This window comes from Flavobacterium facile, from assembly GCF_036321945.1.
GTDB lineage: Bacteria > Bacteroidota > Bacteroidia > Flavobacteriales > Flavobacteriaceae > Flavobacterium > Flavobacterium facile.
This window is the reverse complement of the sequence record NZ_JAZAYT010000033.1, coordinates 114,713-130,441: the sequence shown is the minus strand read 5'-3', so window position 1 is coordinate 130,441 and position 15,729 is coordinate 114,713. Positions and strand designations below refer to the sequence as shown.

At 31.2% G+C, this 15,729-nt stretch carries 19 protein-coding genes; 8 read left to right on the top strand and 11 right to left on the bottom strand.

Annotated elements, in window-relative coordinates; genetic code table 11:
* Positions 1-94 precede the first annotated feature (94 nt).
* The 7 genes from UEQ13_RS09670 to corA all read right to left on the bottom strand — a co-directional run bounded on the left by UEQ13_RS09670 (position 95) and on the right by corA (position 4,427).
* Entirely contained in the window at positions 95-703 is a 609-nt protein-coding gene (locus UEQ13_RS09670; RefSeq protein ID WP_329806148.1) for a protein-tyrosine-phosphatase, read from the bottom strand.
* A 38-nt stretch (positions 704-741) separates the two neighbouring features.
* On the bottom strand, positions 742-1,359 hold the full coding sequence (locus tag UEQ13_RS09665; protein ID WP_329806147.1) for a class I SAM-dependent methyltransferase: 618 nt from the start codon (positions 1,357-1,359) through the stop codon (positions 742-744).
* A gap of 10 nt (positions 1,360-1,369) precedes the next feature.
* Complete coding sequence (locus UEQ13_RS09660) at positions 1,370-1,864, bottom strand: hypothetical protein (protein ID WP_329806146.1); 495 nt, start codon at positions 1,862-1,864, stop codon at positions 1,370-1,372.
* Positions 1,865-1,882: 18 nt separating this feature from the next.
* The gene (locus tag UEQ13_RS09655) at positions 1,883-2,356 is read right to left on the bottom strand and encodes a DUF6428 family protein (protein WP_329806145.1); all 474 of its coding nucleotides are present in this window, start codon (positions 2,354-2,356) and stop codon (positions 1,883-1,885) included.
* Between the two features lie 76 nt (positions 2,357-2,432).
* Positions 2,433-2,756, bottom strand: a complete 324-nt coding sequence (locus tag UEQ13_RS09650; RefSeq protein WP_329806144.1) for an ArsR/SmtB family transcription factor — start codon at positions 2,754-2,756, stop codon at positions 2,433-2,435.
* 54 nt (positions 2,757-2,810) lie between these two features.
* Entirely contained in the window at positions 2,811-3,344 is a 534-nt protein-coding gene (locus UEQ13_RS09645) for a DUF1003 domain-containing protein (protein WP_329806143.1), read from the bottom strand.
* Positions 3,345-3,362: 18 nt separating this feature from the next.
* On the bottom strand, positions 3,363-4,427 hold the full coding sequence (corA, locus tag UEQ13_RS09640) for a magnesium/cobalt transporter CorA (RefSeq protein ID WP_329806142.1): 1,065 nt from the start codon (positions 4,425-4,427) through the stop codon (positions 3,363-3,365).
* A 48-nt stretch (positions 4,428-4,475) separates the two neighbouring features.
* Here corA and hutI point away from each other — a divergent pair, with 48 nt between their 5' ends.
* The gene (gene hutI / locus UEQ13_RS09635) at positions 4,476-5,717 is read left to right on the top strand and encodes an imidazolonepropionase (RefSeq protein ID WP_329806141.1); all 1,242 of its coding nucleotides are present in this window, start codon (positions 4,476-4,478) and stop codon (positions 5,715-5,717) included.
* 166 nt (positions 5,718-5,883) lie between these two features.
* Here hutI and UEQ13_RS09630 read toward each other — a convergent pair whose 3' ends face one another.
* The gene (locus tag UEQ13_RS09630) at positions 5,884-7,554 is read right to left on the bottom strand and encodes an RluA family pseudouridine synthase (RefSeq protein ID WP_329806140.1); all 1,671 of its coding nucleotides are present in this window, start codon (positions 7,552-7,554) and stop codon (positions 5,884-5,886) included.
* Positions 7,555-7,697: 143 nt separating this feature from the next.
* Here UEQ13_RS09630 and UEQ13_RS09625 point away from each other — a divergent pair, with 143 nt between their 5' ends.
* Positions 7,698-8,414 (top strand): YebC/PmpR family DNA-binding transcriptional regulator, encoded by a 717-nt coding sequence (locus tag UEQ13_RS09625; RefSeq protein ID WP_329806139.1) that lies wholly within the window; start codon positions 7,698-7,700, stop codon positions 8,412-8,414.
* Between the two features lie 103 nt (positions 8,415-8,517).
* Positions 8,518-8,991 carry a 23S rRNA (pseudouridine(1915)-N(3))-methyltransferase RlmH gene (gene rlmH, locus UEQ13_RS09620; RefSeq protein ID WP_329806138.1) on the top strand — a complete coding sequence of 158 codons (474 nt, stop codon included), beginning with the start codon at positions 8,518-8,520 and terminating at the stop codon, positions 8,989-8,991.
* Positions 8,992-9,022: 31 nt separating this feature from the next.
* Here the strand turns inward: rlmH and UEQ13_RS09615 are convergent, their stop codons facing one another.
* Positions 9,023-9,451, bottom strand: coding sequence for a DUF6210 family protein (locus UEQ13_RS09615; RefSeq protein ID WP_329806137.1), 429 nt, complete (start codon positions 9,449-9,451; stop codon positions 9,023-9,025).
* A gap of 23 nt (positions 9,452-9,474) precedes the next feature.
* Positions 9,475-10,302, bottom strand: a complete 828-nt coding sequence (folP, locus tag UEQ13_RS09610; protein WP_329806136.1) for a dihydropteroate synthase — start codon at positions 10,300-10,302, stop codon at positions 9,475-9,477.
* 113 nt (positions 10,303-10,415) lie between these two features.
* On the opposite strand from folP, the gene UEQ13_RS09605 reads away from it, so the two are divergent.
* The 5 genes from UEQ13_RS09605 (at position 10,416) to UEQ13_RS09585 (ending at position 14,484) form a co-directional block, all read left to right on the top strand.
* Positions 10,416-10,958: a DUF1599 domain-containing protein gene (locus UEQ13_RS09605; RefSeq protein WP_329806135.1), complete on the top strand. Its 543-nt coding sequence runs from the start codon at positions 10,416-10,418 to the stop codon at positions 10,956-10,958.
* Between the two features lie 121 nt (positions 10,959-11,079).
* Complete coding sequence (locus UEQ13_RS09600; protein WP_329806134.1) at positions 11,080-12,171, top strand: MauE/DoxX family redox-associated membrane protein; 1,092 nt, start codon at positions 11,080-11,082, stop codon at positions 12,169-12,171.
* Positions 12,172-12,274: 103 nt separating this feature from the next.
* On the top strand, positions 12,275-12,766 hold the full coding sequence (locus UEQ13_RS09595; protein ID WP_329806133.1) for a TlpA family protein disulfide reductase: 492 nt from the start codon (positions 12,275-12,277) through the stop codon (positions 12,764-12,766).
* A 116-nt stretch (positions 12,767-12,882) separates the two neighbouring features.
* On the top strand, positions 12,883-13,632 hold the full coding sequence (gene tpiA, locus UEQ13_RS09590; RefSeq protein ID WP_329806132.1) for a triose-phosphate isomerase: 750 nt from the start codon (positions 12,883-12,885) through the stop codon (positions 13,630-13,632).
* Between the two features lie 78 nt (positions 13,633-13,710).
* On the top strand, positions 13,711-14,484 hold the full coding sequence (locus UEQ13_RS09585; RefSeq protein ID WP_329806131.1) for a sulfite exporter TauE/SafE family protein: 774 nt from the start codon (positions 13,711-13,713) through the stop codon (positions 14,482-14,484).
* A gap of 10 nt (positions 14,485-14,494) precedes the next feature.
* Here the strand turns inward: UEQ13_RS09585 and UEQ13_RS09580 are convergent, their stop codons facing one another.
* Positions 14,495-15,727: an erythromycin esterase family protein gene (locus tag UEQ13_RS09580; protein WP_329806130.1), complete on the bottom strand. Its 1,233-nt coding sequence runs from the start codon at positions 15,725-15,727 to the stop codon at positions 14,495-14,497.
* Between the last annotated feature and the right edge of the window lie 2 nt (positions 15,728-15,729).

Genomic DNA, 15,729 nt, shown 5'->3' with positions numbered 1-15,729 from the left:
TGTTTGCAAGCAAACGAGTTTGTTTATGGCGATTTCATATTTAAGGTTTACCGCAAAGGCGCAAAGAAAGCGCAAGGTTCACGAAGTTTTTAAATTATTTAATTTGATTGAAAACGTAATACATTTCAGAAGCAATTTCTAAACTTCTTTCTGTGTATTTTTCGTTCATTATTTCTGTTCCATCAAAAGCTTTTGGATCGTCATATTTTATTGGAAATCGAGCTTCTGCACCAAAAACCATCGGGCAACCTTCATCTGCGTTGTTGCAAGTCATAATCGCACCAAAATTAGTTTTCGGATTAAAATCATTAAAATAAGCTTTAGAAAAACCTATAATTGGTGGTTCATTATCTGAAAATTTTATAGCGTAAACTGGATTTTCATTTTCACTTAATTGCTGAATTTCAAAACCTTGATTGACTAAAATTTCTCCAACTTTCGAAAACATAGCTGTAGCTTCCGTTCCACCAGAATAACAAAACACATTTTTAATTCCGAATTGAAACGCCATAGTTTGCGCCCAAATCTGACTCAAATGACTTCTTCTCGAATTGTGTGTACAAATAAAATTCAAACGAATTTCTTCGTTAGTATCAACTTTATTTTGAATGTAATCTACTAAAGATTGTAAAACTCCTTTTCGTTCGTCAGAAACAGAAATTTTTGAAATATTTTCTATTGTGTTGGATAAATTTTGAAACATAATATTCTTTTAACCGCAAAGCGCGCTATGATTTTATATTATTTCTTTTTAAACGTGCAAAAGATAAAATTTTGAGTTGTATCAAAAGGCGTTTGATGATTTTCTGTAAAACACATTTTTTTTTCAAAATTATCACTAAAAGTTAACTCACATTTTGATTCAGAATATTGTGTAATTTCTAAACCACTGCATTTTAATGGACCATTTTCAGAGAAAGTTCCTAAAAACATAAATCCACTTTCCGAAATAGAATTAGAAACTAAACTTTTATAGGTTTCGATTTCTTTTTCAGTTGTTAAGAAATGAAAACTCGCTCTGTCGTGCCAAACATCAAAAGTAGTTTTGGGCTGAAAATCTAAAATATCAGAAACTATAAAAGTCACTTTTTCCGACTTCACTCCTAACCTATTTTTAATACGTTCGATCGCGTTGGCAGAAATATCTAATAGAAATAAATTCGTATAACCTAAATCTAATAAACTATCAATCAAATAGCTATCACCGCCACCAATGTCAATAATTTTAGCGTCTTTTGGAATGTTATTTTCTACAAAAAATTGAATAGAAGTTTCTGGTTTTTGTTGGTACCAACTCACTTCTGTTTCTTTCTTAGTCGCAAAAACGTTTTCCCAATGTGCTTTTTTATCTAAACTCATATCCAATAATTTATTCACATTTTTCACCAGTAGTACAACAAGCTTCTGTCGCTTTTTCAGTTACAGGAACAGTTTGTTGTTCTATTTTCGTAACTTTTTGATTTTCAGAATTATAATTTTGAACTTCAAAATAAGTAAAAAACACAATACTTGCCACTAATCCAACCCAGAAAGACCAAAATGGAAAGGTTTTATGAAGTGGTTTTTGAGGTGTATCACAACCACAATCTGTTTCACAAGAAGTTGCTGATGCGTATTTTGGCAAAACATATAATTTATAATACGAAATGGTAAATGCCACCGCACTAATGACTAATAATAATGGAAATAACGATTTCATCAAAGGTGAAGCCGTTAAACTCGCACTAGAAATTCCAAATATTGAGGCGATTGGACTCACACAAACTGCAGTACAAGCACCACTTTTACAAACGGCAAAAAACAATGGAATAGCAGCACTGACACTTCCTGTAATTGTGGTCCAAATTGATTTTATTTTATTCATTTTTTGAATTTAATTTGATTAACAACATCCAGAATCTGGTGCACAAGAATTTCCTTTTGGTTTCCACTCCCCAATTTTAACTTTCAATTTTTCTGCTGGAATACCGCAATTGTTTTTGGCCAAACAATCCGTTAATTTCGATTTTAATTGGAAATTCGTACCATCAAATTCTAAACTAAATTTTCCAATAGTTTCTTTCATTTGGTATTCGACTTCAATTTCTAAATCGGGAATTTGTAGTTTTTCTTCCGAAAGTTCAATAATATGAACTAATTTTTCTGGATGCAAACGGTGATCATAATCATTCGCTTCCCAAAGTTGAAAATTCACAACCTCTTCATTGCGAACCACACCGCCACAATCGATGAAATTTTTAGTGATTTTACCGACTTCCGTAACATGAAAATAACTTGGAACTAATTCGCCATTAGGCAATTGAAAAGCTATTGTAGTTAACTTTTTTAGCTGATTTTTAATTTCTGATAGTTTCATTTTTTTTAGATTTTTGGATCATTAGATTTTTAGAATGTTAGAAATTTAACTTGTCTAAGTCGGTCTAATTTTATAGTTAACAACATTTGTTTTTTAATTTTTGAGAAATTCCTCCAAAATAACGTTCAATTTTCGACATCGTTTCTGGATTGATGCAATAACAAATTGATTTCCCTTCAATGGTTCCTTGAATGATATTGGCGTTTTTTAATTCTTTTAGATGTTGAGAAATCGTGGGTTGCGCCAAAGGCAATTCGTTGACAATATCGCCACAAATACAAGAATCGACTTTCAACAAATACTGAATAATCGCCACACGAGCCGGGTTGGCTAAAGCTTTCAGTAAGCTCGCCATTTCGTTTTGTTCGTCTGTGAACGATGCTGATTTTGTAATTCCCATTCTATATCATATTTATATATTGCAATATTACGATAATAAAAGGTAACAAAAAAATTATTTCATTTTTTGTTCAATATTTTTAAGGATTTCCAATTGTTTCGCTTGACTATCGAATAAAATTTTGATTTGTTCTTCCAATAATAAATCGATTTTTTGGTTTAAAGCTCTGATTTCTAGTTCCGATTTCAGATTAATTAAGTAGTCGTTTTCACTGCGTTTTCTGTCTTTTTCTTCTTGACGGTTTTGGCTCATCATAATAATTGGAGCTTGTAAAGCCGCAATGCAAGATAAAATTAAATTCATTAAAATAAACGGATACGGATCAAAAATAAAGTTTTTTAAAGCAATGGAATTGAAAGCAATCCAAATAATAAGCACTACAAAAAAAGAAATAATAAAGGCCCAACTTCCTCCAAAATTAGCCACTTTATCAGAAATAATTTGTCCTTTTGATAATTTATCTGTTGGCGGATGAAGCAAATTATTGATGATTAATTGTTCTTCATCAATCGTTTTTCTAACAATTTCTTGCAGTTTTTTCAATTGAGCATCTTCAGAATCTAATAAATCTTTTGTTTCTTTTTTCATTTTAAATGAATTTAACAATTAAAACCATCTTCTTTTTTTAAAGTAAATAATCATTGCAATAAATAATAAAACCATGCCTGCAATAATATAAAAATAACCATATTTCCAGTGTAATTCTGGCATATTATCGAAATTCATACCATAAATACCAACCACAAAAGTCAACGGCATAAAAAATACCGAAACGACCGTTAAAGTTTTCATGACTTCATTCATTTTATGACTTTGCATCGAAAAATAAAAAGCAGAAGCACTATCTAAGGAATTTAAGTCGGCATCCACTTGATCTAAAAGTTCTAAACATTTTTGATGTAATCGAGAAAAAAAAGTATAATTTTCTGCTTGAATAACGTTAAAAACATCATCATCTTTCATACTTTTTATAGAATACAACGAATCGCGAAGTGGCACAATAGAACGACGTAAAAAATTTAAATTATCTCTGTGTAATTCAATATCTTCTAAAATATTTGGATTAGGTGTTGACTTAATTAAATCTATTAAAGCATCAATTTTATGCTCTTCACTTTCAATAGTAATATAAAAATTCTCCATTACCGCATCTAACAACAAATACAATAGATAATCGACTTTTCTATCTCTTACAATTCCAGCGTGTTGACGCATTCTTTCTCGAATATGTAGAAAGAAATCACTCTTTTTTTCTTGAAACGAAAACAACAATCCATCACGTAAAATAAAACTAATTTGTTCTACATCAATCCCATTAGATTCAGGTAATAACGACTTAATATTAAAAAACAAAGTATGATTATATTCATCAACTTTCGAACGTTTTAGAATGTTTAAAATATCTCCTAAAATGAAATCGTCAATTTTAAATTTTGCACCAATATCTTTAATCAAAGCAACATCGGATAAACCGTGTAAATTGATCCAATTGTTTTTATTGGATTCCATATTTTTATCTAATTGAGACAGTTTTATGTCTTCATATTCAGATAATTCATCAGAATCGTACACAAACAATTGCATTTCTGGCTTTGTATTATCGTGTTCGCCAGTATATTCAATTATTGATGGTACAACTTTTCGTCCTTTTTTGTATAATAGTTTTCGCACTTTATTTTAAATAAGTATTTTTACCATTCACAAATATAACTAAAAGTTATGCAAACCCTTATTATAAACATCAAACAATTACTACAAGTTAGAGAAACATCCATAAAAAAAGTTTCTGGTGTAGAAATGGCGAATTTACCAATACTAGAAAATGCTTTTTTAGTTTTAGAAAACGATTTAATTTCCGATTTCGGAGATATGGAAAATTGTCCAAAATTAGAAAATGCTACTATAGTTAATGCAACTGAAAAAATTGTGATGCCTAGCTTTTGCGATAGTCACACGCACATTGTGTATGCTGGAAATAGAAGTGGTGAATTTGTAGATAGGATTAACGGTTTGTCGTATGAAGAAATTGCGAATCGTGGTGGTGGCATTTTAAATTCGGCAAAAAAATTAAACGAAACTTCAGAAGATGAGATTTATAACCAATCGAAAAAGCGTTTGGAAGAAGTCATTTCGCAAGGAACTGGCGCGGTTGAAATTAAATCGGGTTACGGTTTAACGGTTGAAGGCGAATTGAAAATGCTTCGTGTCATCAAAAAATTAAAAGAAAATTATCCAATTGCTATAAAGTCAACTTTCCTTGGCGCACACGCTTTTCCAACAGAATATAAAGAAAACCATCAAGCCTATATCGATTTGGTAATCAATGAAATGTTGCCAAAAATCGCAGCTGAAAATTTAGCCGATTATATTGACGCCTTTTTAGAAACAGGTTATTTCAGTGTTTCAGAAACCATTCAAATCATGGAAGCTGGAAAAAAATATGGCTTAACGCCGAAAATTCACGTAAATCAATTTACTGCGATTGACGGAATTAAAGCTTGTGTAGAAAATGGTGCAATAAGTGTCGACCATCTAGAAATTGTTACCGAAGAAGATATTGAAGTTTTAAAAAATTCCGCTTGTATGCCAGTAGCTTTACCAAGTTGTTCGTATTTTATTTCGATTCCATATACACCAGCACGACAAATGTTAAACGCAGGTTTACCTTTAGCTTTAGCTTCCGATTTTAATCCTGGAACAACTCCGTCAGGAAATATGCATTTTGTAGTTGCCACAGCTTGTATCAAAATGAAAATGACACCAGAAGAAGCCATAAATGCAGCCACAATTAACGGTGCTTACGCGATGGATTTAAGCGATTCTCATGGAAGTATTACAAAAGGTAAAAAAGCGAATTTGATTATCACAAAACCTTTACATAGTTTTTACGAAATCCCGTATTGTTTTGCTACGAATTTGATTGATAGTGTTTGGTTGGATGGGGAAATATTTAACCGCTAAGTTCGCAAAGATTACGCAAGGCTCACAAAGTTGTTGGTATTCTTTGTGGTAAAAAAATAATTAAATAAACTTCAAAATAATAAACACTAAGTTCGCAAAGATTTTCGCATAGTACGCAAAGACTTAGCGAGCCTTGCGAATACCCTTGCGTCTTTGCGGTAAAAACCTAAAACCCAGCTTCCACCAAAATCTCCATCATTTCCTTAGTTACAGGATGTTCAAACTGAATATATTCGGCATGTAAATGCAATCTATCGGCTTTTGTGCCGTATAAATCGTCGCCAACAATTGGAGTGTGTAAACCTAAATTATGAGAAGCATGCACACGTAATTGATGCGTTCTTCCCGTAATGGGATGAAAATGCACTTTGGTTTTTCCGTTTTTAACTTCAAGGGTTTTCCATTTAGTTTGCGCGGGTTTTCCATGTTCGTAACAAACTAATTGTCGGGGTCTGTCGTCTAAATCTACTCGTAAAGGCAAATCAATATAACCGTGAGATTTTTCTAATAAACCGTCTAATAAAGCGACGTAACGTTTCTTAATCGTTCTATTGATAAACTGACTTTGTAATTGTACAGCTGTAGCTTCATTTTTCGCGATAAGCATAATTCCGGAAGTCGACATGTCTAAACGATGCACAATTAGTGGACCAGTTGCCTCAGGATATTTTTCCTTAATTCGAGCGTAAACCGAATCGGAAATGGTTTTTCCAGGAACTGATAAAAATTCAGTAGGTTTATTTATGGCTAACATCACTTCATCTTCGTACACAATTTCAATATCTTTTCCTTCTGCATGATTCATAATAAACGGATTTTCTTCCATTTCTAAATCTTGTAACATATGTCCCATCAAAATCGGTTCACATTTACTTTTACAAGACGGATAAAATTGCTTGTGTTGTCGTACTTCAGAGTTTGGCGATTGTCCCCACCAAAATTCTGCCATGCAAATCGGCTTTAAATTATTTTGAAAAGCATAATGCAATAACTTCGGTGCAGCACATTCTCCTGCTCCAGCGGGCGGATTATTATTGAAAATTTCGCCTAAACTTTTCTTTACTTTATATTGATTAAAAAACGAATATTCCGCAAATAATTTTTGTTGTAAAGCTGCAGATTTTGCCTTTCTTTCTTCTTTTAATTGCGTTAATTCATTCGAAAAAACTAACCCTTTTTCTTCTAAAGTTTGTAAAGTTAATTTCCAATATTTGGTCATTTTTTTTAACAAAATGCTTTCTTTCTTACTTTCTTCAGCTAGTTGATTGTTAAATTCCAGTAATTCTTCTTCGTTTAAAGTGGGTTCTATCTGAATTCTTCTTTCGTCACGAAGTATTTTTTGTTCTTTAATTCTAATTTTCTGATTTTGTAATTCGGTTTCCGCTTGAATCTTAGTTTTCTTGAAATTTTCTAATTCGTTTAAATACTCTTCAGAAATTTCTAAATTTTCAATTTTACGATTGTAAGCATTTAACAGGGCTTCTTCTTTACGGAAAAAACTATTGTCGACTAACATATCAAAAACTGTTGGCACAAAAAAATCATGGTGATTTTCATTCGCTAATTTCCCTGAAAACGCCCATAAATAACCTAATTCGCCGTTTTCATTTTGACAAACCAAAACACCAAACATTTTCCCAATCACTAATCCGTTTTGAGTGGTATCTAATCCGAAATTATGATCAAAATTAGTTTGCGATTCTAAGTAATTTTGCAATTCTAACGCCGCCATTTCGCTCAATTGATGTGGCTGATAATAAAATGGAAACGTGAATTTTTCAGGTAACGAAATTCCTGAAATATCGGTTGAAAAAGGTTGAAAAAATTGGTTTTGCATAGGGCAAAGATAAAGCAATTGACATATTATTTAATCTGGAAAAAACGGAAAAATTAGATAACCATAAAAAAAACACTCAAACATTTTTTTTTACTGCTTGCTTATTTTATTTTTGCACTTATATAAAAAAACCAAAACGAGAAATGGGAAGAGCGTTTGAATTCAGAAAAGGAAGAAAAATGAAGCGTTGGTCGGCAATGGCTAAAGCATTTACCAGAATTGGTAAAGATATTGTAATGGCGGTTAAAGAAGGTGGTCCAAATCCGGAAGCTAACTCGCGTTTAAGAGCCGTTATTCAGAACTCTAAGGCAGTAAATATGCCAAAAGAAAACGTAGAACGTGCCATTAAAAAAGCAACAGACAAAGATACAGCGAACTATAAAGAAATTTTATTTGAAGGTTACGCACCACACGGAATTGCGATTTTAATTGAAACTGCTTCGGATAACAATAACAGAACTGTTGCGAATATTAGAAGTTATTTCAACAAATGTAATGGAACAATGGGAACGCAAGGTTCGGTTGATTTTATGTTTGATCACACTTGTAATTTCAGAATTCCAGCTGCCGGACAAGATATTGACGAATTAGAATTAGAAATGATTGATTTCGGTGTAGAAGAAATTTTCGCTGATGATGAAGACGGAATTTTAATGTACGCGCCTTTTGAAAGTTTCGGAGCAATTCAAAAAGAATTAGAATCTAGAGGTTTAGAAATTTTATCTTCTGGATTTGATAGAATTCCACAAGTAACTAAGGAATTGACACCAGAGCAAGTAGCTGATGTGGAAAAATTATTAGAAAAAATTGAAGAAGACGATGACGTGATGAACGTTTTCCATACAATGGTGGAGAACTAGTATTAAGTTTTCATTCATAGTTTATAATACAAAATGCAGAATTTGATTTAATTGAATTCTGCATTTTCACTTCTAACTCCCATCTTCTAACTCCCAACTCAATATGAACATCAAACTTATAGCCATTGGCAAAACCGATAATAAAAACTTACAAGCGTTAATTGACGAATATACGAAGCGATTGGGATTTTATATTAAGTTCGATTTGGATGTTATTTCAGATATCAAAAACGTAAAAAATTTATCAGAAAGTGAGCAAAAAACAAAAGAAGGACAATTAATTTTATCCAAATTAACGCCAACAGATCAATTGATTTTATTGGATGAAAACGGAAAAGAATTCAACAGTGTTGGTTTCTCGGATTTCTTACAAAAGAAAATGAATTCTGGAATTAAAACGTTGGTTTTTGTTATTGGTGGACCGTATGGTTTTTCGGAAGAAGTGTATCAAAAAGCACAAGGAAAAGTAGCGTTATCACAAATGACTTTTTCACATCAAATGGTTAGATTATTTGTGATTGAACAGGTTTATAGAGGCTTTACGATTTTGAATAACGAACCGTATCATCATAATTAATGTTCAATTAGTCAATTTGACAATGTGCCAATTAATCACTATTACTCCAAGTTAACACGCCTTTTAAAGGAAAATTAAAACAATCTAAAATATCATGTTTTTCATCATAATAAACATCTACATAAATCCATGATTCGTGTGATTGTTTTAACATATCTAAATCAATTTTAATAAAATCTGATAATCTATATTTATCTAGAATTTTATTTATAATTTCAATATCGACTTCTCTTAAGAAATCACATCCATATTTTGAAAAATATTCAAATAATTCAATTTCTGGACTTATTAATTCATTTGATAGACTACAAGAATTTACAATTGGCAAATAAACACCTTCAATTGATGGTTGATAACAAGTAGTTCCTCCAGTTTGATTTGAAATTTCAACACCAGATGGATAAGAAATTATTAATCCCAAACCAACTGCATCATATAATTTTATTTTAGGTTTTAACATAATCTTGGTAAATTGACTAATTGTTAATTGCCTAATCGGCACATTAGTTTCACGCACTCTACCGCTTCTTTTACATCATGAACTCGTAAAATATTTGCTCCTTTTTGCAAACAGAAAGCGTGTAAAAATGTTGTTCCGTTTAAGGCATTTTCTGCTGAAGTTTCTAAGGTTTTATAAATCATTGATTTTCTTGAAATCCCAGCTAAAATAGGTAATTCGTGAAATTGTAATAAGTCTAAATTTTGTACTAATTCGTAATTATGTTCGATGGTTTTGGCAAATCCGAATCCGGGATCGATGATAATATCGTTTAAACCAAAATTTCTAGCTTTCGCAATTCGTTCCGAAAAATAATAATTCATTTCTTTTAATAAATCGACATATTTCGCTAAGCTTTGCATCGTTTTTGGTGTGCCTTTCAGATGCATCATAATGTATGGTACTTGCAATTTCGCAACCGTTTCCAGCATCTTTTCATCTAACAAACCTGCTGAAATATCATTGATGATTGCCGCGCCATTTTCAACAGATTGCTTGGCAACTTCACTTCTAAATGTATCAATCGAAAGTAAAATGTCAGGAAATTTTTCCACTAATAACTTCACAATTGGTATTACTCGATTTAATTCTTCAGATTCAGAAACAAATTCAGCTCCAGGCTTACTTGAATAACCGCCTAAATCAATAAACGTAGCGCCATCGTGAAGCATTTTCTCCACTTGACCAACAATTTCATCAGAATTGGTTAGTTTTCCACCATCAAAAAAGGAATCTGGCGTAACATTTACAATTCCCATGACTTTAGGTGTTGATAAATCGATGAGTGTTCCTCTACAGTTTATTGTTGACATAGTATTTTTTACTTATATTTGAAGTTTGAACAAAATTACTAACTAAAAAACAGAAAAAATCTGTGTAAATCAGTGAAATCTGTGGCTTTCTAAAGTACAAATATAATATAATAATGAGCAATACCTCACAAGAATACGACAAAGTAATTGCAGTTTGCAGAGATTTATTTACTAAAAAAGCGCACGATTACGGAACCGCTTGGCGCGTTTTACGTTTGCCTTCGTTAACTGATCAAATATTTATTAAAGCACAACGAATCAGAAGCTTACAAGAAAATGAGGTTCGAAAAGTCGATGAAGATGAAACTTCAGAATTTATCGGAATTATCAATTATTGCGTGATGGCCTTAATTCAAATGGATAAAGGTGTTGCTACTCAACCCGATTTAACTGCTGAAGAAGCAATCAAATTATACAATCATAAAATTGATATTACGAAAGAATTAATGGAAGATAAAAATCACGATTATGGGGAAGCTTGGCGCGATATGCGTGTGAGTTCCCTAACAGATTTAATCATTCAGAAGTTATTACGTGTGAAACAAATTGAAGATAACAAAGGGAAAACCTTAGTTTCGGAAGGAATTGATGCGAATTATCAAGACATGATTAACTATTCGGTTTTTGCTTTGATACTGATGAATCGTTTTAATTAGTTTCAAGTTTCAGGTTTCAAGTTAAATAACAACTCATTAACACAAACAATCTAAAAGCATAACTAAATTTGTTTTAGGAAAACCTGAAACTTTAAACCTGAAACAAAAACATAAAAAACTCATGAACAAAAAAAATATTTCTTGGACTCTAAGAATAGTCATCGCCTTACTTTTTATCGTTTCGGCAGTTGCGAAAATATCTAAAGGATGGATTTCTGATTTTCCTTTTATCGATTTTTCGCCCTATTTTGCTATTTCTACTTTTGAAGTTAAACAACTTTTAACGTTAGGATTTTCAGAATCGGTTGCACCCTATTTTTCAAGAATTTTAATCGGAATTGAGTTTGCACTTGGATTTTTATTACTGAATAATAATTTCTTAAAACGTATTACGATTCCAGCAACTATTGGATTATTAGTTATTTTTATTATTCATTTGAGTTATGTCACTTTTTTAAGCGGTGGAAATTCAGGAAATTGTGGTTGTTTTGGCGAATTAATCCCAATGACACCCATTGAAGCGATTATCAAAAATATCATCGCTGTTGGTTTATTAGCTTGGCTTTGGAAACTTTTAGAAAATGATCAAAAATCGAACTTTTGGATTTTAACAACTATAACTTTAGCTTGTATTTTAGGTTTATTCATGTTGGCACCGATGAAAGCTTCAACAACATCAAGTTCTTCAGACACTAATGATGTTGTTTTAACTGATACCATTTCTCAGGTTGAAGAAACAATCAAAATTGAAGAAATTAAAACTATCGATTCCTCAAAAACTAAAGTCGAAAAAATGGTTGAAGAAGTCAAAAAAGAGGTTGGACCAAAACCAGTCTTTTCTGGATATTCAGAGTTTTATGCTGATATCGATAACGGTAAAAAAATATTATGTTTCTTCGTTCCAGGTTGTGAACATTGTCGTGATGCCGCTAGAGATTTAAACGCTTTACAAAAAAAACATAAAGATTTCCCACAAGTACAAATTGTATTTATGGATGAAGAAGCGGAAAAAATTCCAGATTTCTTTAAATATGCTGGCAAACAATTTCCATACAAAGTGATTGATGTGATTCCATTTTGGACGAAATTAGGTTCTGGAAAAGACACACCAGGAATCGTATATTTACACAACGGAAACCTAATTAAATTTTACGACGGAATTGCAGAAAAAGCATTTAACAGTAAAGCAATAGAAAAAGTAATTTATAAATAAAATTGCGCAGAGATGCACAAAGATTTCACAGAGAAACACAAAATTATTTTGCGAATCTTTCGTTTACTTTGCGTGACTTTGTGAAATAACTAAAATCAATATCATGAAAAAAATCTTAGCAACATTAGCATTAGGACTTACCTTAACTTCTTGTCAAGCGCAAACAGAATTTTCAAAAGAAAGTTTAGCCGGCAAATTAACTACAACTGACAACAAAGACATTACTTTCGAAGAAATCTTAAATCAAAACGAAGGAAAAGTAGTCGTTATTGAAGTATGGGCATCTTGGTGTTCCGATTGTATCAAAAGTATGCCACAAGTTAAAATATTGAAAAACAATTATCCAGACGTAGCGTTTGTAAATTTATCTTGTGATAAAACGCATGATGCTTGGTTAAATGGTATTGAAAAACACGAAGTTACTGGTGAAAACTATTTAATCAAAGACGGAATGAAAGGCGAATTCGGACAATCGATCAAATTAGATTGGATTCCACGTTTTATTGTTTTGGATAAAAAAGGAAACATTGCGTTATTCAGAGCTATTGAAAAAGACTTTGATAAAATTAAAGAAACTATAGAAAAATCTAAATAAAATATCATAACCAAAAGAAGCATTTTTTATTCTTTGAACACAGATTGGAGAAATTTTAATAATTTAAATAATTTTTCCAATCTGTGTCGAAAAAAAATGTTGTAACTAAATAAAAAATGAGAAAAAACATCGTCGCTGGTAATTGGAAAATGAACAAAACTTTACCACAAGCCATAGAATTAATAAACGAAATCAAAAACAACAAACCAAACAACAACGCTGAAGTCATTTTAGCTACTCCATTTCCATTTTTAGCAAAAGCGGTGGAATTAGTGGCTGGTTCAGATATTAAAATCGCCGCTCAAAACATGCATCAAGCAGAAAGTGGCGCGTTTACAGGTGAAGTTTCCGCGTCAATGCTAACAAGTATTGGTGTGAATACTGTGATTTTAGGTCATAGTGAAAGAAGAGCTTATTTTCATGAAAATGATGCGTTATTAGCAAATAAAGTGGATACGGCTTTAACTCATGATATGGCGGTTATTTTTTGCTTTGGTGAAGAATTAAAAGACAGACAAAACGACAATCATTTTAATATAGTTGAATATCAATTACGTGATGGTTTGTTTCATATTTCTAATGAAAAATGGAATAATATCGTATTAGCTTATGAACCAGTTTGGGCCATTGGAACGGGAGAAACCGCTTCTCCAGAACAAGCACAAGAAATGCATTTATTTGTTAGAAACTTAGTAGATAAAGTTTTCGGAAGAGAAATCGCTGAAAACGTTTCTATTTTATATGGTGGAAGTGTAAAACCAGACAACGCCAAAGAAATTTTCTCAAAACCTGACGTTGATGGCGGATTAATTGGTGGTGCAGCTTTAAACGCCAACGATTTCTTCGGAATTATTGCTGGAATATAGTTTTTTTTGTTTCAAGTTTCAGGTTTCAAGTTAACTAAAACAACCTGAAACTTTAAACTTTAAACTTTAAACTCAAAAATGGAATACATCCTAATCCCAATTGTAGCACTACTCGCTTCTACCCTAACCTTTTTCTCAGGTTTCGGATTGGGAACTTTGTTATTACCTGCTTTTGCCTTGTTTTTCCCTGTTGATGTAGCGATTGCTTTAACAGCGATTGTACATTTTTTAAACAATACATTTAAATTAGTATTAGTTAAAAAACATATCAATTGGAAAATTGCCTTACAATTTGGATTGCCTGCTTTGCTTTTCTCTTTTTTAGGAGCTTTTCTTTTAGATAAAATAACCAATGCTAATATTCTTACCGAATACACATTAAACCACAAAGTTTTTCAGATAACATTAATGAAAATTATTGTTGCGTTTTTACTGATTTTTTTCGCTTTATTTGAGTTAATTCCGAAGCTAAAAAACTTGCAATTTCGGGAGAAATATTTAACAATTGGCGGAATTTTGAGTGGTTTTTTTGGCGGACTTTCCGGACATCAAGGTGCATTGAGAAGTGCGTTTCTAACCAAAGTTGGATTATCTAAAGAAGCTTTTATTGCTACAGGAGTTATAATCGCTTGTATGATTGATGTGAGCAGAATGTCGGTTTATTTTACTAACATTTCAAAAGTGAAAGATTCTTTAAACTTTAACTTGATTTTTATAGCAACACTTGCTGCTTTTATGGGTGTGTATTTCGGAAATAAATTAGTCAAAAAAATAACCATAAACACTATTCAGAAAATTGTAGCTTTTATGATTATTGTATTTGCGATTGGTTTAGGATTGGGAATTATTTAATTAGCAACTATTATTTAAGTGGGTTACTCTCACTAATATTTTTCACATAGATCAAACCATCAAAATTGTTGATATATTTTTCTGAAAAAATGTTATATTTCAAATATTTTAGATTTAATCCATAACCACCTATAAAAACAAAAGCCCTTTTTTCATTCAGAAAATCTCTCATTATCAAATCTTCACTTGCTATAGAAAAATCAAAGTAAAAAATGTCTTTATTTACTTGAAAAAGAAATTCGGAATTGGTGTTTTTTATCGGTTTATCAAGTATAACATCCTCATTACCATGAGAAAAAAATTTTCCTATTCCAAATTCAAAGCCAACTGCAAAATATAATTTCTTGTATTTTTCATAAAGTAATTTCCCCATAGAAGGTATACTTTTATCGACATTTGTTTTACGAATATGTGAATTATGAGCACAGACAAAAATCTTACATTTAGAAAATTCCTTCAAATTGACTACATGTAAAAACATATTTTTGTCCCTAACTTCTTGATTAGGATTTATTAAAAACTCATTAAAATAGGCTAAAGCGTTTAAAGTATTTTTTAAGTCGTAATTATTCGACTTACGAAATAAATCTTCATTTAACTTAGTTATCTCGTTAGCATTTAATTCTAGTATTTTTTTATCATTATAGATTGAAATTTCGTTTTCATAAAATTTCAGAAGCTTTTTTTCATTTGGATCTAATTCAATTCCATAATCTAAAATTATCTTATTAATAATCGAAACTAAGCCATAATTGAACATGCAATCATTACCGTAAAATTGTATTTTTTTATCAATTACTTTATCTTCATTGTATGATTTCATCCAATTAATTAACTCAAATAAATCTTGAGTTTTCCAAATACCTTGTTTGAAATGGGATAAAATTTCTTTTAAATTTCCGCCTCTACCGTTTATATATTCATTTACAAGGTAACTAGCGCCAAAACTTTCTTCAAGTACAAAAACCTTTACATGATGATTTAATACTAAATATTTAAAAAATTTTGCTTTAAGTTGTATAAACTCTTTTGAGTGATGCGTCGCTTCTCCAAAACCAAAAACAGTTGCATTAGTAAAACTTGCACTTAATTGATGATTTGGAATAGTAATATCTGTATTAAAATTACCGTTTTCTATTAAATAAGCGTTATTGTTTAACCAACTAATCACTTCCTTATTTTGGCTAAAAACAGAAGGTATTAAATTAAAAAAAAATAAAAAGAGTAGACCAATTTTTCTCATGT